14 protein-coding genes are annotated in these 21,061 nt (G+C 61.9%); 7 read left to right on the plus strand and 7 right to left on the minus strand.

Translation table 11 applies throughout. The features are described from left to right. Positions 1-18: 18 nt before the first annotated feature. Positions 19-867 carry a YihY/virulence factor BrkB family protein gene (locus EGN72_RS18555; protein ID WP_127050331.1) on the plus strand — a complete coding sequence of 283 codons (849 nt, stop codon included), beginning with the start codon at positions 19-21 and terminating at the stop codon, positions 865-867. Here EGN72_RS18555 and EGN72_RS18560 read toward each other — a convergent pair. Then, entirely contained in the window at positions 861-4,697 is a 3,837-nt protein-coding gene (locus EGN72_RS18560) for a translocation/assembly module TamB domain-containing protein (protein WP_127050333.1), read from the minus strand. The two genes, EGN72_RS18555 and EGN72_RS18560, sit on opposite strands and share 7 nt — an antisense overlap. Then, the gene (locus EGN72_RS18565) at positions 4,697-6,508 is read right to left on the minus strand and encodes an autotransporter assembly complex family protein (protein WP_127050335.1); all 1,812 of its coding nucleotides are present in this window, start codon (positions 6,506-6,508) and stop codon (positions 4,697-4,699) included. The genes EGN72_RS18560 and EGN72_RS18565 overlap by 1 nt, the downstream gene beginning before the upstream one ends. Before the next feature lie 164 nt (positions 6,509-6,672). On the opposite strand from EGN72_RS18565, the gene EGN72_RS18570 reads away from it, so the two are divergent. Beyond that, complete coding sequence (locus EGN72_RS18570) at positions 6,673-8,001, plus strand: cytochrome-c peroxidase (RefSeq protein WP_127050539.1); 1,329 nt, start codon at positions 6,673-6,675, stop codon at positions 7,999-8,001. A 3-nt stretch (positions 8,002-8,004) separates the two neighbouring features. Here EGN72_RS18570 and EGN72_RS18575 read toward each other — a convergent pair whose 3' ends face one another. Together EGN72_RS18575 and EGN72_RS18580 are read right to left on the minus strand one after the other, a co-directional pair. Then, the gene (locus EGN72_RS18575) at positions 8,005-9,543 is read right to left on the minus strand and encodes a CRTAC1 family protein (protein WP_127050337.1); all 1,539 of its coding nucleotides are present in this window, start codon (positions 9,541-9,543) and stop codon (positions 8,005-8,007) included. After that, positions 9,540-10,832, minus strand: a complete 1,293-nt coding sequence (locus EGN72_RS18580) for an ROK family protein (RefSeq protein ID WP_370323343.1) — start codon at positions 10,830-10,832, stop codon at positions 9,540-9,542. Before EGN72_RS18580 ends, EGN72_RS18575 begins: the two co-directional genes overlap by 4 nt. A gap of 213 nt (positions 10,833-11,045) precedes the next feature. Between EGN72_RS18580 and EGN72_RS18585 the strand changes: the two genes are divergently transcribed. The 5 genes from EGN72_RS18585 (at position 11,046) to mgrA (ending at position 16,982) form a co-directional block, all read left to right on the plus strand. Then, positions 11,046-12,071, plus strand: coding sequence for a substrate-binding domain-containing protein (locus tag EGN72_RS18585; protein ID WP_127050341.1), 1,026 nt, complete (start codon positions 11,046-11,048; stop codon positions 12,069-12,071). Positions 12,072-12,237: 166 nt separating this feature from the next. After that, the gene (locus EGN72_RS18590) at positions 12,238-13,596 is read left to right on the plus strand and encodes a sugar ABC transporter permease (RefSeq protein WP_127050541.1); all 1,359 of its coding nucleotides are present in this window, start codon (positions 12,238-12,240) and stop codon (positions 13,594-13,596) included. A 12-nt stretch (positions 13,597-13,608) separates the two neighbouring features. Continuing rightward, positions 13,609-14,382: an ATP-binding cassette domain-containing protein gene (locus EGN72_RS18595; RefSeq protein WP_127050343.1), complete on the plus strand. Its 774-nt coding sequence runs from the start codon at positions 13,609-13,611 to the stop codon at positions 14,380-14,382. Next, a complete protein-coding gene (xylB, locus tag EGN72_RS18600) occupies positions 14,382-15,818 on the plus strand; it encodes a xylulokinase (RefSeq protein WP_127050345.1) in 1,437 nt (478 codons plus the stop codon). The genes EGN72_RS18595 and xylB overlap by 1 nt, the downstream gene beginning before the upstream one ends. A gap of 135 nt (positions 15,819-15,953) precedes the next feature. Continuing rightward, positions 15,954-16,982 carry an L-glyceraldehyde 3-phosphate reductase gene (gene mgrA, locus EGN72_RS18605; protein WP_127050347.1) on the plus strand — a complete coding sequence of 343 codons (1,029 nt, stop codon included), beginning with the start codon at positions 15,954-15,956 and terminating at the stop codon, positions 16,980-16,982. Here the strand turns inward: mgrA and EGN72_RS18610 are convergent, their stop codons facing one another. The 3 genes from EGN72_RS18610 to rnr all read right to left on the minus strand — a co-directional run bounded on the left by EGN72_RS18610 (position 16,983) and on the right by rnr (position 21,042). Beyond that, complete coding sequence (locus EGN72_RS18610; RefSeq protein ID WP_158623226.1) at positions 16,983-17,408, minus strand: META domain-containing protein; 426 nt, start codon at positions 17,406-17,408, stop codon at positions 16,983-16,985. 37 nt (positions 17,409-17,445) lie between these two features. Next, a complete protein-coding gene (locus tag EGN72_RS18615; protein WP_127050350.1) occupies positions 17,446-18,696 on the minus strand; it encodes a lytic murein transglycosylase in 1,251 nt (416 codons plus the stop codon). A gap of 90 nt (positions 18,697-18,786) precedes the next feature. Continuing rightward, a complete protein-coding gene (gene rnr / locus EGN72_RS18620) occupies positions 18,787-21,042 on the minus strand; it encodes a ribonuclease R (RefSeq protein ID WP_127050543.1) in 2,256 nt (751 codons plus the stop codon). Between the last annotated feature and the right edge of the window lie 19 nt (positions 21,043-21,061).

Raw genomic sequence — 21,061 nt, forward strand, 5'->3', positions numbered from 1 at the left:
AGAATTCGGCACTGACGGATGATGATGCGCTTATATGCTGCGGCTTGCCGGGTCTGGGACCGGGCCTCGAATGCCGAAATCGGCCTGATCTCGGCGGGAATCGCTTTTTTCGGCTTTCTGGCGATTTTCCCGGCCTTGGCGGCGGTTATTACCATCTGGGGCTATGCGGCCGACCCGATTGTCGTGCAATCGCAGCTCAACCTGATCGCCGATTACCTGCCGGATGAGGCGTTTGACCTGCTTTATGGTCAGGTGCAGCGGATTCTGGCCACCAGCAACCGCAGCCTTGGCCTTGCCTCGCTGCTTACCACGGCTTTCGCACTGTGGTCCGCGCGTGCCGGGGTCGGCGCCTTGATCAGCGGTATCAACGCCATTCACGGTTTCCCCGGACGCAGCGGCATCCGCCATCTGTTGCGGGCGTTCGTAATGACGATGGTGTTGATCGGGCTGGTGCTGTCGGCCATGATGGCCGGGCTGGTAACGCCCTTGGTTCTCAAGTTTCTGCCTTTGGGCCAAGCCTCAACCGTTGCCTTGAAGCTTGCGAATTTCGCACTGGTGACGTTTCTGGTGCTGTCCAGCATCGCGGTCGCCTATCGCCTTGGCCCCAACCGCGAGGGCGAGGCATCGACGCTGCATTTCCTGACCCCCGGCACCTTGCTTGCCGTGGTGCTTTGGGCCGGGGTGTCACGCGGGCTGGTGTTTTATCTTGGCAATTTTGCCAATTACAATCAGGTCTATGGCTCCATCGGGGCGGTGGTGGCCTTGCTGATGTGGTTTTACCTGTCCAGCTATGCGGTGCTGCTCGGCTCTGCCGTCGATGCGGAACTGGAGGCCGATCGGCGGCGACGCCGCGCCGCGCCTCAGTAATCCTTTTCAAAGAAAATCCCCAGACCAGCCTCGCCATCTGCCGCGACCGAACCACGCACCGTCACGTTCTTTTTCAGATCAAGGTTCAGGTTGATCTGGCTGCGACCATCCTGATCCACCTCCACCTCGGAATAGACCCGTTTGGACAGGTATTTCCCGGCTTTCAATGAGATGTTTCCTTCGGAATCCGTTGAAAAATCAAGATCATCCAAGCCAAAGCCACTGCGCAATTTGCTGACGATACCTTCCCCGCCCTTGCCTGCCAAAGTCGCCACCGCCGAGGCAAGCTGTGCCGCTTGCAAGGGCGAAATCTGGTCCAGCCCCTGCCCGAACAGCAGTTGCGCCAAGACCTCCTCTTGCGGCAGGTCCGGCACGGATTGGAAGGTGATCTCGGGCTCATCCGCGCGGCCTTCGATCACGACCGAGGTGGTGACATCATCGCCTTCGTTGATGGCCACAATGTTGATATAAGGGATCAGATCACCTTGCAGCACCACGCTGGCTGTATCCAGATCAAGCCGCTTGCCCAGAATATCCAACCGCCCCCGGATCAGATCAAACCCACCGCTGGGGATGACGTTATCCGTGGTGCCGCGCAATTGCACGCTGCCGCCCAGTTCCGCATCAATGCCACGCCCCCGGATGAAAATCCGCGACGGTGCGCTGATGGTCAGATCAAGCCCAAAGGGGCGCGCGGCGGCCCCCTGCGACGCCCCGGTGCCCAAGTCGATCAGCCCTGCCTTGTAGCGCGTGGCCTTGACGGCAGCGGGTTCATTCTTGTGTTTCAGACCGGGAAGCGAGCCGAGGGCCGCAAAGCCCGTCGTTGGCACCTGAATCTCTGCTTCGCGGATACTGATCGCGCCCGAGATGCTGGCCCCCCCTTGCAACGGCCCTTGCACCACGACATTGCCACCCAGATTGACCTCATAGAGATCGGGGTCTTTCAGGATGCCATCGGTCAGGCCCACCCGCAGATCGGCCACATTCGGCGCGGCAAGCCCGATGCTGCCATCAACCGTCATGCGCCCCCCTGTGCTGGGAGAGGCCGCGACCGATAGTTGCACCGCATTGCCACCCAGATTTGCGGTTGCTTGCAGGTCTTGCAGACCAAAGGGCAGGTTTGGCGCCGACAAACGGCCTTGCGACAATGATGCGCTGCCCGCAAGTGACGACAAAGCCAGCGGCCCGTTCAACCGCAGGTCAAAGGCGGTTTGCCCCGATACCGAACGCGGGCTGATGAACGCATTGGCCAGTTCAGCCCGTGCTGTGCCGCGAATGGCCAGATTGGCCGAATTGAAACTGGGGGCGATGCGGCCCGAAACGCTTGCATCAATGCCACCCGGTCCGGTGCCTGCCAGATCCAGCACCACCCCGTTGCCATCTTCGACCGCCGAACCCGCTACAGTCAGCCGCCCCGGAAAATCCGGGGCCAGCAGCGCAAGATTGGCCAGCGTTGCCTCTAGCTGAAGGCGGCGCTGATCGTCGGTGACGCTGCCCCTTGCGGCCAGCGTGACCTGCGGGTTTGACAGGGTCAGGGTTTCAATCTCGATCCGGCGGCCTTTGAAATTGGCGGCCCCGGCAAGACGCGATTGCCCGGCCAGCACGCGGTCTGCCTCGGCCACGCCAAGGGCAAGGCCGGTCCCAAGGCCCGACACCTCTACCCGCCCGGCATCAACCGTGCCTTTGAACGTGGCCTCGGCCGAAAGCGCGCCGCGATAGCCCGGCCCCAAAGGCGCGATGCTTGGCAAGGCAACATCCAGCGCAAGGTCAGACCCTGCGGGCGCGTAAAAGCCTGTCACCTCACCCGCGATCTGCTGGTTGTTGATCGTGGCTTTGGTGATATCGAACCGCCCATCGTTCAGCCCGACATCCACCGACAGCCGGCTTTGCCCTGCGGTCAAGGCATCCACCTGTTTTTGCCCGATGCGCAACCCATCGGCCAAACCATCCAAGGTGATCCGCCCCTGCGCCGGGGTGCCGGAAAAGCTGGCATCGGCATTCAGGCTGCCACTATATTGCGCGCCCAGCGCCGACAGATCGGCAAATTGCAGCTTGCCTTTCAGGTCACTGCCATCGCTGGCCAGTTTGCCCGATGCGTTGACCCGCAAATCCTGCGCGGTCACATTCAGGCTGCGCAGAAAGGTGCCCTTGGTCGACCGCCCCGCCGCAAAGTCGATTTCAGAGCCGCCTTGAAGCAGGTTATCAACCTCTGCGATGCCGACCCGGATATCGGTGCCGCTGACCTTGCCAACCGCGTCAAACTCCCCGCCAAGGGGCACGGCTTGCCCGCTGATGCGAAAGGCCGCGGCGCCGCCAATCTCGCGCCCTGCCAGATCGGACAGGCGGGACAGATCGTCATAGCGGGCATCGACGCTGCCTTTCAGCCGGAAGCCGCTTTCCAGATCGCCAAACCGCACCGAAGCAACGATGTCATAGCCTTCTTCGCGCAGGGTCAGGCGGCCAATGCGAAAGCCAAGCCCGCCTTGCTGCCAGTCAAACACCATGCGGCCATCCAGCGAACTGCCCAAAGCGCGGGCCAGCGCCGGGTCGGCCAAGGCCACCTCTTGCGCATCAAAGACCAGTGTGCCGCCGACAATCGGGCCGCCGCTGCCTGCGCGGCGGTTGATCCGGCCAGACCCGGAAATCCGCGCTTGCCCCAAGGCCACATCATCGCGCTGCAACCCGGTCAGGTTTACCGCCCCCGACCAGCCATCGCCTTGCGCGGCATCAAAAGACAACCGCAGATCGGCAGAGGAGACACGGGTTTCCACCTCTCCGGCGATGGGCAACAGCACGGGCGCGCCATCGGCAAAGCCCAGCCTGCCCACCAGCGACAGCTTTTGCGGCAGGCCATCGGCGGCAATCATGGCCGACCCGTCCAGCCGAATGGCGCGGGTGTCCAGCGTCAGCGCGGTCAGGTCCAGCCGCCCCAGATTGCTGCGCGCGCCTTCCACTTCCAGCCGGACCTCGGTGCCAAAGAAGGCCGCATATTCGGGCAGAAACAGCGGGGCCACATCGCCATTGATCGCAGCACGAAAGCCTTGGCCGCCATCGTCTTGCCCGGTCAGCGTCAGACTGCCTTGCAGCCGTTCTTCGCCATCGGTGCGCAAATCCAGATCCGCCGTAAAATCGTCCAGCGGCCCTGCGCCCGCGATTCTCAGCGCGACAGACGGCGTCCCCGGCAGGCCGAGCAGCGTGGCGCCAATGCCGCCTTCGGCCTCGGCCAGATCCAGATCAACCGACAGTTCGCGCGTTGCATTGGCATAGGCCACTTTCAGCGACAGGCTGGCATCCGGCCCCGCATCGGTGCGTAGCAAGGTCAGCTCTGCGTTGCCCTGCCCACCATCCAGCACGGCAGCGGCCTCCAGCGAGCCTTCGAACGCTTGCCCCAGGATTTCCGCGCCCAGCGCAATCCGCTTGGCCGACAGCTTTTCAATCGTCACCGAAACGGGCAATTCCGGCAGGCTAAAACCGGACGCCTCGGGGGCCACAACGGCATTGGGGTCGGGCACGGGCTTGCGCGCGACGATCACCTCGTCGGCGACAAGTTCATTCACGCTGACCACCCCGCGCAGCAGCGAGGCGCGGCTCCAATCCAGCACAACGCCGTTCAACGTCAGCCAGACACCTTCGGTATCGGCGATGGTCAGGCTTTCGATCTGTGCTTGCGATGAAAACGCACCGCTAAACCCCGTCACCGTCACCTGCCGCCCGGCAGAGGACAGGTTATCCTCCAGAAAGGCGGTCAGGGTGTCACGGTCATCCGACTGCGCAAAGGCCAGAACCGGCAGCAGCAGAAAAACGAAAAGGGTGCGCCAAAAATTCTGCATCAAAATGCCTGTCCAATACCAACGTAAACCTGTGGGCTGCCACTGCCGCCCGAGATCGGCGCGCCGATATCAAGGCGGATCGGGCCGAACCCGGTGGCGTAGCGAATACCAAAGCCCGCGCCTGCATGGCTGGCCGTTTGCCCGCCGAACAAACCATCGCTGGCGATCTGCCCGAAATCGGCAAAGCCGACGATGCCGATGGTCGGCGTCACCTTGGCCCGCAACTCGATCGAGGCACCAAGGAACCCGGTGCCGCCGGTGCTGTCGCCCGTGGTCGGATCGGTAAAGCTGAGCGATTGATAGCTGTGCCCCCGCACCGTGCCGCCACCGCCCGAGTAATACAGATACTCCGGCGGCAAGCTGGTGGCATCGCCGCCAAAGCTGCCTTTGGCCTGAAACCGTCCGGCAATGGTAAAGCGGTCATCCTCGCCAAAGCCGCGATAGGCGCGGGCATCCAGTTCCAGTTTTGTGCCGGAATCGGTAGAGCCAAAGCCAAGGAAAGGCGCGATTTCGGCGTCGATGTAAAAGCCCTGCGTGGCGTCAGTTTTGGAATTCCGCTTGTCCCAGTTCACGCCCACCGGCAGCGACAGGATACGGAAATCGACGCTGCCACCGGTGGTATAATCCACATTATACTGCGCGTATTCCAACCCGACCCGCGCCGTCATCTCGCGCGAGACATAATGGGTAAAGCCCAGACCGAATTCCGCGAAATCCTGCACATAATCGTCTTCATCCTCATGCCCGAAGCGCAGAAAGGACGTGGCGGTGGTATCGGCGCTAAGGGTCGCGGGACGATCCAGCGTGAAGCCAAGTGCATAATCGACACCGCTGTTCTGCGCGCCGAGTTGGGCAATCTCGCCTTCGACCTTGAAGCGTTCACCGCCGCCAAACAGGTTGCGATGCAGCCAATAGCCGCTGACCTTCGCACCTTCAGAGCTGGCAACCTCTAGCCCGAAGCTGAAGCGACGGGGTTTTTCCTCGACCAGTTTGGCGGTGATGCCCAACAAGTCGGGCGCAGTGATCTGCTCATCCTCGACCAAGGCGACAGAGCGGAAAATCCCGGTGCGGCGCAAACGCTCTTCGGCGTCCTCCAGTTCGGCGGGGCTGAATTGTTCGCCTTCGGGCAGGCCAGCGATCTTGATGATGCGGCGCAGTTCCATACGGTCATGCCCGGTGACAGACAGCGGGCCAAAGCGCAGGCGCGGCCCGGCAGAAACAGTCAGTGCCGCCGACAAGGTGGCAGCGCGGTGGTCGGCCGTGACGTCTTGCCCCGTCACATCGGCCTTGGCATGGCCCACCTTGCGCCACCCCGTCACAGCCGCCGAGGCCGCGCCCGAGATGACATCGCTTTCCGCAGCAGCCCCAACGCGGTAGCCTTCGGGCAGCTCTGTGCCCGCAGCCAGCGGGGCGATGGCGGCTTTGGAAAAGGTGAACACCGGGCCGGGATCAACCGTTACCGTAATCACGCCCACGCTTTGCGGCGCGTCCAGCGGCGGAATGGAGGCAGCCTCGCGCCCGTCGATCCGAATGTTCACAACCCCGGAATAGCGGCCCGTGGCATATAGCGCGCCGACGATCCGGCCATATTCGGCCCGCGCGGCAGCGAACAGGTCTTGCGGGTCGGTGGTGCCTTCGGCTTGGGTGGCCAGCAGAACAGAGGCCGCACGCACAGCGGCGATCACATCTTCATCCCCGCCAGCAACATTGAAATCAATGCGTTCGAGCGCTTTGGCAGGCAGCACATTCGATATCTCGACACCGATCAGCAGCGCCGCGACACCAACAGCTTTCAAGCCTTTTTTCAGCATTCTCGTCCTCGCCTCTTTTCTTCTTGTTTTTCCCTACATCTATGACATTTCAATAGCGAATACACAACGGGACGTTATTGTGTGTCCTGTGACATAGGCAGGTTCAGGCCATTTCTGCCACAGCCATTCAGGGACAAGAACGCCTCATGCGCGCACCGATGAAAATGAAGCTACCCTCACCAGCGCTCGCCATGCTGATTTCCGTCATGGCAGCGCCCGTTTATGCGGAAAATCGCCCCATTCCGCTGCAAGACAGCGATTTCCGTGCGCATAGCGCGGCGGAAACCCGGCTGGGGCAATTGCTGTTCTGGGATGCCGAATTGTCGGGAAACCGAAACATTTCGTGTGGAACCTGCCATCACCCTAGATTTGGGACAAGTGACGGGGTGTCTTTATCGCTGGGTGAAGGGGGGGTCGGGCTGGGGCCTGCACGAAAAAGTGACCCGGAAAACCTGCCCGAACAGCGGATTCCGCGCAATGCGCCTGCCCTTTTCAATCTGGGCGTGCTGAACCTGACCACGATTTTCCACGATGGCCGGATTGAGGCGGACGCCACCCGCGCCAACGGTTTCCGCACCCCGCTGGAGGATGAGATGGTCAGCGGCTTCGCCTCGTTGCTGTCGGCGCAAAGCATGTTCCCGGTGCTGTCGCCCGATGAAATGGCCGGGCATTATTCGGAAAACGAGATTGCCAAGGCGGTGCGCACCGGGCAGTTGACCGGGCCGGATGGCGCGTGGGAACGGATCGCCGCACGGGTCGCCGCGATACCGGAGTATCAGGCACAATTCGCGGCCGTCTACCCCGAGATCGGGCAAGGCCGCCCCATCCATTTCACCGATATTTCCAACGCGATTGCGGCATTTATCAGCGCCGAGTGGCGGTCTGACAGCGCGCCCTTTGATGCCTGGCTGCGCGATGAGGCCCCTTTGCCGCCGCTGGCCGCCGACGGGGCCGCGCTGTTTTATGGCAAGGCGCAGTGCAGCACGTGCCATTCCGGGCCGCTGCTGACGGATCAGGGCTTTCACGCCATGGGCAGCCCGCAGCTTGGCCCCGGCAAAACCGAACGCTTTGAAACCAACCAGCGTGATATTGGCCGGATGCGCGTGACCAACCGGGCCGAGGATGCCTATGCGTTCCGCACGCCCTCGTTGCGCAACATCACGGCCACCGCGCCTTATGGGCATGCGGGGGGGCACAGCGATTTGCGGGCCTTTGTGGAATATCACGCCGCCCCGGCGCAGGGGTTGAAAACCTATCAGCCGCAAGCGATTTTGGCCGAATTTGCCGCCGCCAAGCCCGATTGGGCGCTGGCCGGTGACAGTGCCGAAACGCAAGCGATCACCGCCGCCATCCGCACCCCGGATGTGGCGCTTTCCGCCTATGAAATCACCGCCATTCTGGCCTTTCTGGAGACGCTGACCGACCCCACGGCAATCGCCGGGCGGCTGGGTATTCCCGATAGGGTGCCCAGCGGTTTGCCGATTGATCGCTAAGGCCTAATCCATCCGGCCCGCTGGCCCAAAGGTGACATGCTGTCCGGCCGCCACCGCAACCCATTCACCGGGGGCTTGGCCCGGCCAGATCACCCGCAGCTCTGCCTGTGTCGCTGCGTCCAAGCCGAAATGCAGCGGCACCGCTTGGCCCGACACATGGCCGCCGCCCACCGTGACCTCACGGGCTTGCACCCGCCCATCCGTGCGCAATTCGACCCAAGCACCAACGCCCATGCTGTTGCCGCCCTGCCCGCGCAACGCAACCGTCAGCCAATTGCCCGACTCTGGCGTTTGGTTTTCCCAGATTTCAATCGGCACACGGCGGTTGACCACAACGATATCCAGCCGCCCATCCGCATTCAGATCAACCAGCCCTGCCCCGCGTGACCGTTCCATCGTGGCCACGCCGGCCTCCTGCCCTTTTTCGACGAAACTGCCATCGGCGGCCTGCATCAGCAGGTTATTGGGGTCATGCATCGCGTTCGATGGCATCTGATCCACATTGCCTTTGGCGATGAACAGATCATCCCGCCCGTCATTGTCGATATCACCGAATTCGGCGTGCCAGCCGGTGCTGGGCCGCCCATCATCGCCGATATAGGGCCGATGCGCATAGGTTCCCAAGGCAAAGGGCGCGTTTTCCAGCCGCCCCCCGCCGCGATTGATCTGAAGCAACTGGTCGCCCATCGAGGTCATCATCACCTCGGGCAGGCCGTCGCCCGTGATGTCGCGGCTGGCAATGCCCATACCCCAAAGCGAAAACCGAGGCCATTCCGCCTCGGCATAGGGGGCAAGCGGGGAAAGGCGCCACATCTCCTCATAGCCGCCGCGCACATAGTAATGCCGGTCGTTGGAAATGCGCAGATCGGCGGTGCCGTTGCGTTGCCAATCGGAGAACAGCATCGACAGCGCGCAGTAACCGGGGGAAAGCGGGATTTCCGGGCCATAGCCCCCGTTGGGCGCGGGGCGGTAAAGGCTGTTGCTATCGCAGGCTTCGAACGGGCCATCGGCGCGGGCGCGGTCAACATAATGCCCGATGGCAAGCGTGGGCCAGCTTTGCCCCGACTCCCATGTGGCGGTGAAGGCGGTGGACCAACGATCCGCCGTTTCCAGCCCCCAGATCGCGGTTGCATCCTGAAACTGGCAATCGGGCAGGCCCTTTAGAAAGCGGTCCGGCCCGACGCGCAGCACCGCAAGGTCCAACAGGCCATCGCCATCAATATCCAAAGGATAGGCCCCCGTGACACCGGTGATCGGCGCAAGAGTTCCTGCGTCAAAGGAAATGGCACCCCCCGGCGCAGTGGTGTTGACCAGAAGTTCGGCCTTATTCTCGCCCCCTGCTACGAAGATATCGGGGCGGGCATCGGCGTTGCAGTCAAACAAGGCCACCCCGCCGCCGACAAAATGCTCCCACCCGCCGGCATAGACGGGCTGCACCGGAAGCGCGGCGGAACGATTCACAAACACCGGGTCGGCCAAAGCGGTTTCGGGCAAAACGGAGGCCGCCAGCGGCAGCAGCACCATAATCAACGGTATTTTCATTGCGCCGCCACCTCACGCGATGCCGAGTCGCGGCCAGCGGCCATCAAATCCTCGGTCAAGGCAGACAGCGCCAAGGCCGCCGCCCCTTGCGCCCACAGCATATCGCCCCAGGCGTGAATTTCGATCGGGGGGCGCGGGCGGCCTGTGGCGATGGCAAGGTTTTCCATCTCGGCCAGCGTATCGGCAGCATAAAGGTAATCAAACCGCATCCGCTCCCCGCTTAGAATGATCAGCGACGGGTCAAACAGGTTGACGACATTCGACAGGCCCACCGCCAGATAGCGACCCGCCCGCCGAAAGATCGACCGGGCCGAGGCATTGCCCGCCTTGGCATGATCATAAAGGCTTTCCAGCAGGATGTTGATGGATTGCCCGTCCTTGCCCATCCAGTTCAGCGCGGTCGTCGCCTCACGCGCCAAGGCGTAATCAGCGACATAAGCCTCCAGACAGCCGCGCTGCCCACAGCGGCACAAGGCACCATCAAGCTGCACCTTGGTATGGCCCAGTTCCATCCCCAAACCATGCGCACCGCGATAGATGCGGTGGTTCACCACCAACCCCATGCCAACGCCATGCTCTATCGTCACCACGGCGAAATCCGACAGGCGGCGGCCTACGCCGAACCACAGTTCAGCCAGCGTCACCAGATTGGCATCGTTATCGACATGCACGGGAATGCCCAGATGCGCCCCCGCAATCGCGGCCAGTCCGACATTGCGGTCCATCATCACCGAGGACCACAGCACCGTGCCGCTTTGCTGGTCGACAAATCCGGGCAGGCCAAGCCCAAGGCCCGACAATTCCTTGCGCCCGATCCCTGCCTTGGCACAAACCTTGTCCAGCAGGTTTTCCATCGCAGCCAACATCTGCGGCAAGGTCATCGCAAGGGGTTTACGCTCCACCACCTCATTGGCGATCAGGTTGCCCGCAAAATCGACGATCACGGCGGTATGCTCACGGTCTGACAGCTTGATCCCCGCGACGCGATGCGCCTCGGCGCGCACGCCAAGGGCCACGGCGGGGCGGCCCCGGCTTGCCTCGCCCTCACGGGTGGCGGCGACTTCTTCGATCAACCCGGCCTCGATCAGTTCCGAAACGCCCATCGTCACCGAGGCCGGGCTGACCGCCAGATCCTTGGCCACCTGCACCCGCGCAATCATCCCCGCCGCGCGCACGCGTTCGAAAATCTGTTGCCGCAAGGGACGCAACGAATCGGACAGGGGAGGGATGAGCGGGCCGCAACCGGCCACAGCGTTCGATGCAGGGTCATTGTGCATCTGCGGCATTATTTATTCACTCCAAAAACTAAAAACCGCCTGATTTCTTGCTGTTTTGCGCAAACCATGCCGCAGAGCAGCGAAAACAGGCGGTGATCTTCGTTGATTTCCATAGTGACCGTTATTTTTATTTTGACAACTGAAATTATTATCGCCATTTTCTGCCCGTGCCGACAAACTCGTCGGACTGGCCCGCAAAGGGTCGTTTCCACAGGGAGGAATACAATGCGTAACGCAATTCTGCTGGCGGTCGTCGCCGTCACCGGCTTTTCATCCGCAGCACTGGCCGAAGGTAAAAAAGTCGGCGTGTCTTGGGGCAGCTTTCAGGAAGAGCGCTGGAAGATCGACGAAGCCGCTGTAAAGGCAGCACTTGAAGCTGCTGGCAATGAATATGTGTCGGCTGACGCGGAATCGTCCTCGGCCAAGCAATTGACCGATATTGAATCGTTGATCGCCCAAGGTGTTGACGCGCTGATCATCAACGCATGGGACAAAGACGCGATTGCCCCGGCCATCGAACTGGCCGCGAACGAAGGCATCCCGGTTGTCGGCTATGACCGCCTGATCGAAGATGACCGCACCTTCTATCTGACCTTCGACAACGTCGGCGTTGGCCGCATCATTGCCGAATCCGTCTACGCCGTGAAACCCGAAGGCAACTACGCCATCATCAAGGGTGACGCAGGCGACCCGAACGCAGGCTTCCTGCTGCAAGGCATGATGTCGGTCATTCAGGCCGATGTGGACGCCGGCAAGATCAAGATCGTTGGCGAGATTCACTCGGACGGCTGGAAGCCGGAAAATGCCCAGAAGAACATGGAGCAGATTCTGACCTCCAACAACAACGCGGTTGACGCGGTGCTGAGCCAGAACGACGGCATGGCGGGCGGTGTTGTCGCAGCTTTGGCAGCCCAGGGCCTTGTAATCCCGGTTGGCGGGCAAGATGGTGACTTGGCCGCGATCAACCGTGTGGCCCGTGGCACCCAGACCGTTTCGGTATGGAAAGATGCGCGTCAGCTTGGCAAAGCCGCTGGTGAAATCGCCTCTGCTTTGGCCGAAGGCGCAGCATTGGACAGCATCGAAGGCGCGTCCAAATTCTCGGGCGGTGAGAAGGGTATCGAAATGAATGCCATCCTGCTGGCACCGACCCCGCTGACCAAAGACAACCTGAACGTCGCGATTGATGCGGGCCATATCTCGAAAGAGCAGGCTTGCGAAGGTGCGATGGCCGGCGTTGTTGGCTGCGAGTAACGAAAACCCTTGCCAGCGTCGGCCCCGCGCCGACGCTGGCTGTTTTTCCCCGGCGACATGTGGCGCGACCTTGTGATCGCCCCTGCCTATGCTCCGCTTGCTGCTATGCGCTGACGCGCTTGGCCAAGCGTTCGGGCGCATGCGCTTTAGCGTTGGATACACCGCGATGAACACCACCACCCCGCAAAACACAGGCCCTAAAACCAAGCAGCAAGGCGCTGTGAAACGGTTTTTGCACGCGACCGAACTTGACACCCGCTTGTTGGGGATGTTGGGCGCGCTGCTGCTGATCTGGTTCACGTTCGAGATTTATTGCGCCATGTTTCTGGGCCGCCCCTCGGTGTTTCTGGGCGCTGCGGCCGAGGATGCAACCGGCTTTCTGACCCCGCGCAACCTGTGGAACCTGTCTGTGCAGACCTCCTCGATCGGGATCATGGCGACGGGGATGGTGCTGGTGATTGTCACCCGCAACATCGACCTGTCGGTGGGGTCGCTGATTGGCGTCACCGGTATGGTGATGGGGATTTTGCAGGTCGATATCCTGCCGCAATATCTTGGCCTTGGGCATTGGTCGATCTGGATCATCACCGTTGCTGTCGGGATCGGCCTTGGTGCGCTGATCGGGGCGCTGCATGGCTATCTGATTGCCTATCTGACCATCCCTTCCTTTATCGTCACGCTTGGCGGGTTGATGGTCTGGCGCGGGGCTGCGTTTCTGGCCAATGGCGGGAAAACCATTTCCCCGGTCGATCAAACCTTTGCGCTGCTGGGCGGTGGGCCTTATGGCGCTGTCGGCTCCAGCATGAGCTGGGTGGTGGGGATTCTGGGCTGCATGGGTGCCGTCTGGATGATGGCCCATAGCCGCGCCCAGCGCCGCAAACATGAATTCCACCTGCGCCCGATGTGGGCCGAGGTGTCGATGGCCGCGATTGCCTGCGGGGCGATTATCGGGTCGGTCTTTCTGGCCAATGCCTATCCATGGCCCAAGGGCATCGTGAATGCCTATGCCAAGGCAAACGATCTGGTGGTGCCGCCCGAAGGCCTGTTCATCAGCCATGGCTTTGCCATTCCGGTGCTGATCCTGATCGGCGTGGGTATCTGCATGACCATCCTGATGACGCGCACCCGCTTTGGCCGCTATGTCTTTGCCATCGGTGGCAACCCCGAAGCAGCGGCACTGGCCGGCATCAACACCCGCTGGATGACGCTGAAGATTTTTGCGCTGATGGGGATGTTGTCGGGGCTGGCGGCGGTGATCGCTTCGGCGCGCCTGAATTCCGCCACCAATGCGCTTGGCACTTTGGACGAGCTTTACGTCATCGCGGCAGCCGTGATCGGCGGCACGTCACTGGCGGGGGGGCTCGGCACGATTTACGGGGCCATCCTTGGCGCGCTTGTGATGCAAAGCCTGCAATCGGGGATGGTGCTGGTGGGCGTGGATGCGGCTGTGCAGCGGATCGTTGTGGGGCTGGTTCTGGTCCTCGCCGTCTATCTCGACATTCTGTATCGCCGCACGACAAAATAAGGGACCATGAACATGAGCAACCAAGGCACACCCCTTGTTGAAATGCGCGACATCTCCATCTCTTTCGGGGGGATCAAGGCGGTCGATCATGTGACCGTTGATCTGTATCCCGGCGAGGTTGTGGGCTTGCTGGGCCATAACGGGGCAGGCAAATCAACGCTGATCAAATGCCTGTCGGGGGCCTATCAGGCCGATGCGGGCGAAATCTGGATCAATGGCAAGAAGGTCGAGATCACCAACCCCCGCGACGCCCGCGCCCAGAACATCGAAACCATTTACCAGACGCTGGCGCTGGCCGATAACCTTGATGCGGCCTCTAACCTGTTTTTGGGGCGCGAATTGGTCAGCCCCTTGGGTTTTGTCGATGAAAGCAAGATGGAGGCGGAAACCCGCAAGATCATGCATCGGCTGAACCCGAATTTCAAAAAGTTCAGCGTGCCGGTGTCGGCCCTGTCGGGCGGGCAACGCCAATCGGTTGCCATTGCGCGGGCGGTCTATTTCAACGCCAAGATCCTGATCATGGATGAACCCACCGCCGCCCTTGGCCCGCATGAAACGCAGATGGTGGCCGAGTTGATCGAGGAGTTGAAAAAGCAGGGGCTTGGCATTTTCCTGATCGAGCATGACATTCACAACGTGATGAAATTGTGCGACCGCGCTGCCGTCATGAAAAACGGGCAATTGGTGGGCACGGTGAAGGTGGATGAGGTCACGGATGAGGACATCCTGAGCATGATCATCCTCGGCAAAAAGCCGGGTGCCGCCGACTCTGAAGCTGCTGTCTGATGTATATCGGGCTTGATCTTGGGACGTCCGGCCTGAAAGGCGTGCTGATCGACGAGGCGCAGACCATTCTGGCCGAGGCGACCGCCCCGCTGAGCGTGCAGCGGCCCAAGGAAGGCTGGGCCGAACAAAGCCCGGCCCATTGGATCGCGGCGGCTGAAACCGTGCTGGAACAACTGGCCGCGCATGGGTTGGGCGCGGTCCGGGGGATCGGGCTGTCGGGTCATATGCATGGCGCGACCCTGCTGGATGCCGCAGATGAGGTGATCCGCCCTTGCATCCTGTGGAATGACACGCGCAGCGCCGCCGAGGCCGCCGTTCTGGATGGCGACCCCATGTTCCGGCGCATTTCGGGCAACATCGTTTTCCCCGGTTTCACCGCGCCGAAACTGGAATGGGTGCGCCTGCATGAACCACAGAACTGGAAGCGTATCGCCAAGGTTCTGCTGCCCAAGGACTACCTGCGCCTGTGGCTGACTGGGGAGCATGTGGCCGAAATGTCGGATGCGGCGGGCACAAGCTGGCTGGATACCGGGGCGCGCGATTGGTCGGATGATCTGCTGGCGGCCACCCATCTGGATCGCAGTTTCATGCCGCGTCTGGTCGAAGGCTCTGCCGTTTCGGGCCAGCTGCGCCCGGCATTGGCGGCGCGTTGGGGTCTGCCTGCACAGGTGATCGTGGCGGGGGGGGGTGGCGATAATGCCGCTTCTGGCGTTGGTGTCGGTGTGGTGCGCGCAGGCGAGGCATTTGTGTCACTTGGCACCTCGGGCGTGCTGTTTGCCGCCAATGATGGCTATCAACCCAGCCCGGAAACCGCCGTGCACAGCTTTTGTCACGCTTTGCCGAACACATGGCACCAGATGGGCGTCATTCTGGCCGCGACCGATGCGCTGAACTGGTATGCGGGTCTGGTGGGCGGCACCTCGGCGCAGTTAACGGACGCTTTGGGCCCGTTGCAGGCACCGGGCAAGCCCCTGTTCCTGCCCTATCTAGGGGGGGAGCGGACGCCGCTGAACGATGCCGCCATTCGCGGGGCCTTTCTGGGGTTGGAACACGCGACCGACACCGCCGCCGGAACCCGCGCGGTGCTGGAAGGCGTGACCTTTGCTTTCCGCGATTGCCGCGATGCGCTGGCCGCCACCGGCACACGGCTGGAAAAGGTGATCGCGGTGGGCGGTGGCTCTCGCTCGGCCTATTGGCTGGAGGCGATTGCAACGGCGCTGGCGGTGCCTGTCCTGCTGCCCAAGGCCGGGGATTTTGGCGGGGCCTTCGGGGCCGCGCGCCTGGCCATCATGGCCGCCACAGGCAGCGGGGCCGAGATTGCAACCATGCCCCAGATCGCGCGGCAGATTGACCCGAACCAAACCCTGTCGGCAGCCTTTGATGCCGGTCATGCCCGCTATCGCGCGGCACAAACGGCCATCGCGTCATTGGCCTGACCACCATTGAATTTCCCGCGATGCGGGCCGAACGGGCTTGCGCTGCGGCGCATTATTCCCGACAACTGCCATACCAGTTCTTGCGGGGCAGCCTGCCTTGACCCGCAAAACCCGATCCGCACCAAAGGAGCCGCTATGCGCTATACACCCGCCGAAGATCGCTATTCCCGCATGACCTACCGCCGTTGCGGCAAGTCGGGGTTGAAGCTTCCGGCCATCTCGCTGGGCCTGTGGCATAACTTTGGCTATGACACGCCGCATGCCACCAAACGCGCGATTTGCCAGACCGCTTTTGACCATGGCATTACCCATTTTGACCTTGCCAACAACTACGGCCCCCCGCCCGGTTCCGCCGAGGAAGCGTTTGGCGACATCCTCGCCACCGATTTCAAAGGCTACCGGGATGAGCTGATCATCTCGTCCAAGGCGGGCTATCTGATGTGGCCGGGCCCCTACGGCGAAATGGGCAGCCGGAAATATCTGATCGCCTCTTGCGACCAGTCGCTGAAGCGGATGGGGCTGGATTACGTCGATATCTTTTATTCCCACCGTTTCGATCCCGACACCCCGCTAGAGGAAACCATGGGCGCGCTGGATCATATCGTGCGGTCAGGCCGCGCGCTTTATGTGGGCATTTCCAGCTACAACTCCAAACGCACGCGCGAGGCGGCGGCGATCTTGAAGGATCTGGGCACCCCCTGCGTGATCCACCAGCCCAGCTATAACCTGCTGAACCGCTGGGTTGAAAAGGACGGGTTGAAGGAAACACTGGCCGAACTGGGGATAGGGTCCATCGCCTTTACGCCCTTGGCGCAGGGGATTTTGACCAAGAAATACCTGGGCGGCATTCCCGAAGGCAGCCGCGCCGCACAAGGCAAATCGCTGAACCCGGCCACCATCACCGAAAGCGCCTTGAATTCGGTGCGGGCGCTGGATGCGATGGCAAAGGCGCGCGGGCAGACACTGGCCCAGATGGCGATTGCCTGGGTGCTGCGCAACGAAGGTATCACCACCGCGCTGATCGGCGCCTCGAAACCCGAACAGGTGGTCGATTGCGCAGGTGCGATTGGCAATCTGGAGTTCTCGGCCACAGAACTGGCCGAGATTGACCGGATTTCATCGGAAGAGGATATCAACCTCTGGGCCAAGTCGTCGGCGGAATAATCAGCCTTGGGCGGCCTGCATGATAAGCTGGTCGCCCACATAAAGCCGCAGGACATTGCCCGCAAAATCGAACCGGGTAACAGCGGCCAGCGCTTGGGAAAACCCGGCCTCGATATCCATCAGTTGCGGCGCGCAGGCTTTGCGGGTCATCGCGGCGGGGCCAAAGGTCAGGGCGTTGCCCGCTTGGGTGAAGCTGCCGTTATAGCGGTTGCAGCCGGAACTGCCCGACACCGCGCCCGGTGAAAATTCAAGCGTCACACTGGCCGTATCGGGCAGCGCCACTCCGGCAAGCGATGTAACCTTCCAGTTGCCAGACAATGGTGCAGCCACGGCGGCCCCCTCATTTTGTTGCCCAACGCAGGCGGTGATCGCAAAGGCCAGCCCAAGGCCAAGCACGGATGAGAGCAGAAATCTTGCGGGTTTCATTGCGGGTTCCTTTCCTGTTGTTCCCCTGATCCGGGCATCACGGCAGCTTTTGCAAAATCTCAAGGCTGGGATAGCCATCGGGCACCAAGCCGCTGGCCCTTTGAAACGCTTTCACGGCTGCGATCGTATTGGGCCCCATCTTGCCATCAACGCCCTTGGTGTCAAACCCCGCGCGGGTCAGCCGGGTTTGCAGGTCCAGCCGTTCGTCCAGCGTCAGGGCACGCAAGTCGCGCGGCCAGTCCGATGCGATGCGCGGCCCGCCTTTCAGCAAATCCGCCAGATGGCCCACCGCAATCACATAGGCATCGGCGGTGTTATACCGCTCGATCACCTGAAAATTGGAATAGATCAGAAAGGCCGCCCCGCGCGCGCCCCCCGGCAACAGAACCGAGGCCGTGCCATGGTCAGGCAAATCGCCCCCATCCACGCGCCGCACGCCCATGGCCTGCCAGTCGGCCACCGGTTTTTTCACCCGCTCGCTGGTCTGGTCATAGTCAAACCCTTGCGGCAGTGTGATTTCCATGCCCCAAAGCGCGCCTTTGGTCCAGCCGAACCCCGCCAAATAGGACGCGGTCGAGGCCAACGCATCTGTCGGGTCATCCTCCCAGATGTTGCGCTTGCCATCGCCGTCAAAATCCACCGCATAGGCAAGATAGGACGACGGCATGAATTGCGTATGCCCCATGGCCCCCGCCCAACTGCCTTGCATCCGCGGAGCAGTCGTATCGCCCGATTGCAGGATTTTCAGCGCCGCCAGCAATTCGCCTTCGAAAAAGGCCGCGCGCCGCCCGTCATAGGCCAAGGTGGCAAGGGATTGGATGGTCGGAACCGAGCCGCGAAACGTGCCATAGGCGCTTTCCAGCCCCCAGATCGCGGCCACGATTTCCTTTTCGACGCCATAGCGATCCTCGATCGCCTGCAACACGCGGCGATGTTTCGCCAGTGCCGCCTTGCCGTTTTCCACACGCGCGTCCGAGGTGGCGGTATCCAGATAATCCCAGATCGTCTTGGTGAATTCCGATTGGTTCCGATCGCGCCGAACCACATCGGCATCATAGGACAGACCCCGCAAGGCCTGATCCATCACCGCATCCGAAATGCCCGCCGCTGCCGCACGGGTGCGAAACCCTGCCAGCCAGCGCTGCAACCCTTGGGTATCCGCCGCAACCGTTTCTTGCACCATCACTGCCCCTGTCTTGCCAATGAACCGCGCAGGCTGATCCACCGGGGCGGCAAGCGCCGCCGCCGTGCCAAAACACCACGCGATAACTGGGTGGAAAAACTGCATATACCTGCCTCGGGTTCTTGTTTTGCGGTCAGTCTACCAAGACGGCCCGGTTTGACAACGGCTTCGGCGCGGCTGTGCGGTTTTCGGCGGCTATTTGCGCCGCCGTTCCACCTTGCGCTTGATCGCGCGGCCCTTGTGGCTGGCCTTTCCGGCCATACGGCCACCGCTGCGCCCGCGTTTCGGGCTGTTCCCTGCGGGCAACGCGCGGTCCTCGATCTCCAGCAGTTCAAGGATAAGGCCACCGGTCACTGGCACCGCTTCGGTCAGGCGGACCTTGACCCGCTGGCCGATGCCGATGGTCAGGCCGGTATCTGCCCCCATCAGGGTTTGGGTATCGGCGTCAAAATGGAAAAACTCCCGCCCGACGGACCGGATGGGAATAAGCCCATCGGCCCCGCTTTCCTCCAGCTTCACGAACAGCCCAAAGCGCTGCACACCAGACACCCGGCCTTCAAACGTGGCGCCCACCCGATCTGACAGATAGGCAGCCAGATAGCGGTCGGTGGTGTCGCGCTCGGCCAGCATCGACCGGCGCTCGGTGTCGGAAATCGCCTTGGCGGTATCTTCCAACTCCTCCACATCCTGCGGGGTCAGGCCATCATCGCCCCAGCGATGCCCCGCGATCAGCGCGCGATGCACGATCAGATCGGAATAGCGGCGGATGGGCGAGGTGAAATGCGCGTAATTCCGCAGGGCCAGCCCGAAATGCCCGAAATTCTGCGGGTTGTAATAGGCTTGGGTCATCGACCGCAGGGTGGTGATGTTCATCAACTCATCAAATTCGGTGTTCTGCGCCTGCGACAGCAAGCGGTTCAGATGCGCGGTTTTCAACACCTGCCCCTTGGCCAGCACAAAACCCGAGGCTTCGGCCACTTCGCGCAGCGCCTCCAGCTTTTCGGGGCTGGGTTCTTCATGCACGCGGAACAGCAAGGGCTGTTTCAGCCGGATCAATTCCTCGGCGGCGGCGACATTGGCAAGGATCATGAATTCCTCAATCACCTTATGCGCATCAAACCGTTCATAGAAATCGACCGACAGCACCGCGCCTTCCTCTGACAGCACGATCTTGCGTTCGGGCAGATCGAGGTCAAGCGGTTGCCGTTCGGCCCGCGCAAGCGTCAAAGCGGCATAGGCCGCGTAAAGCGGGCGCAGCACGTCCTCCAGCAGCGGTTCGGTCACGGCATCGGGGTTGCCATCCACAGCGCCTTGCACCTGCGCATAGTTCAGCGAGGCGACAGAGCGCATCATCCCACGGGTGAACCTGTGGCTGATCTTGCGGCCCTGCGCGTCGATCACCATGCGCACGGCAAGGCAGGCGCGGTCCACATGTTCATGCAGGCTGCACAGATCGCCGGACAGGATATCGGGCAGCATCGGCACAACACGGTCGGGGAAATAGCTGGAGTTGCCACGCTTTTTCGCCTCGCGGTCCAGCGCGGAGCCGGGGCGGACGTAATGCGCGACATCGGCAATCGCCACCCAGATGACAAAACCGCCGGGGTTGGATTTATCCGTATCGGGCTGGGCCAGCACCGCATCATCGCGGTCGCGCGCATCCACCGGGTCGATGGTGACAAGCGGCAATGCGCGCAGGTCTTCGCGTTTAGCCATGGGGGCGGGTTCGGCGGCATCCGCCTCGGCAATGACCTTATCGGGGAATTGGTCGGGGATACCGTGCTGGTGAATGGCAATCAGCGAGATTGCGCGCGGGCCAGACGGGTCGCCCAGCCGTGCGGTGATACGCGCTTGCGGCAGGCCAAGGCGGCGGGGGCCTGCCTGTTCAGCCTCCACCAATTCGCCATCGCGGGCCTCCATCGTGCCATCGCGCAGCACGCGCCATTCCTTGTCGTTTTTCTTGTCGACTGGAATGATGCGCCCGCCCTCAGACTCCGCGCGAAAAATCCCGAGTATCTTCAAGGGGTTCGCGCCGATCTTGCGGATCAGCCGTGCCTCATAGGCGTGGTCTTTGCCGCCCACAGGTTCCAGCCGCGCCAGAATCCGGTCGCCTTCGCCCAAAGCCGGGTCAGAGGCTTTGGTGACCAGCAGAATACGCGGCGGCTCGGCCTCCTCGTTCCACTCCATCGCTTTGGCGAACAGATCGCCATCGGCATCGGGGGCCAGCACTTGCAGCACCGATACGGGCGGCAGCGCCGAACTGTCGCGATAGCTGCGCTTTTTCTTGGTCAAAGCGCCTTCATCCTCCAGCTCTTTGAGCATGCGTTTCAACTCTATGCGCAGGGCGCTGCCTTTGATGCCAAAGGCGCGCGCTATATCGCGCTTGGAGGTGAGCGTTGGGTTATCGCTCAGCCATTGAAGGATCTGGGGTTTTGACGGCAATTGTTCCATAAGCCCGCGTAGCACGGGC

This window comes from Pseudorhodobacter sp. E13 (assembly GCF_003991405.1).
Taxonomy (GTDB): Bacteria; Pseudomonadota; Alphaproteobacteria; order Rhodobacterales; family Rhodobacteraceae; genus Pseudorhodobacter.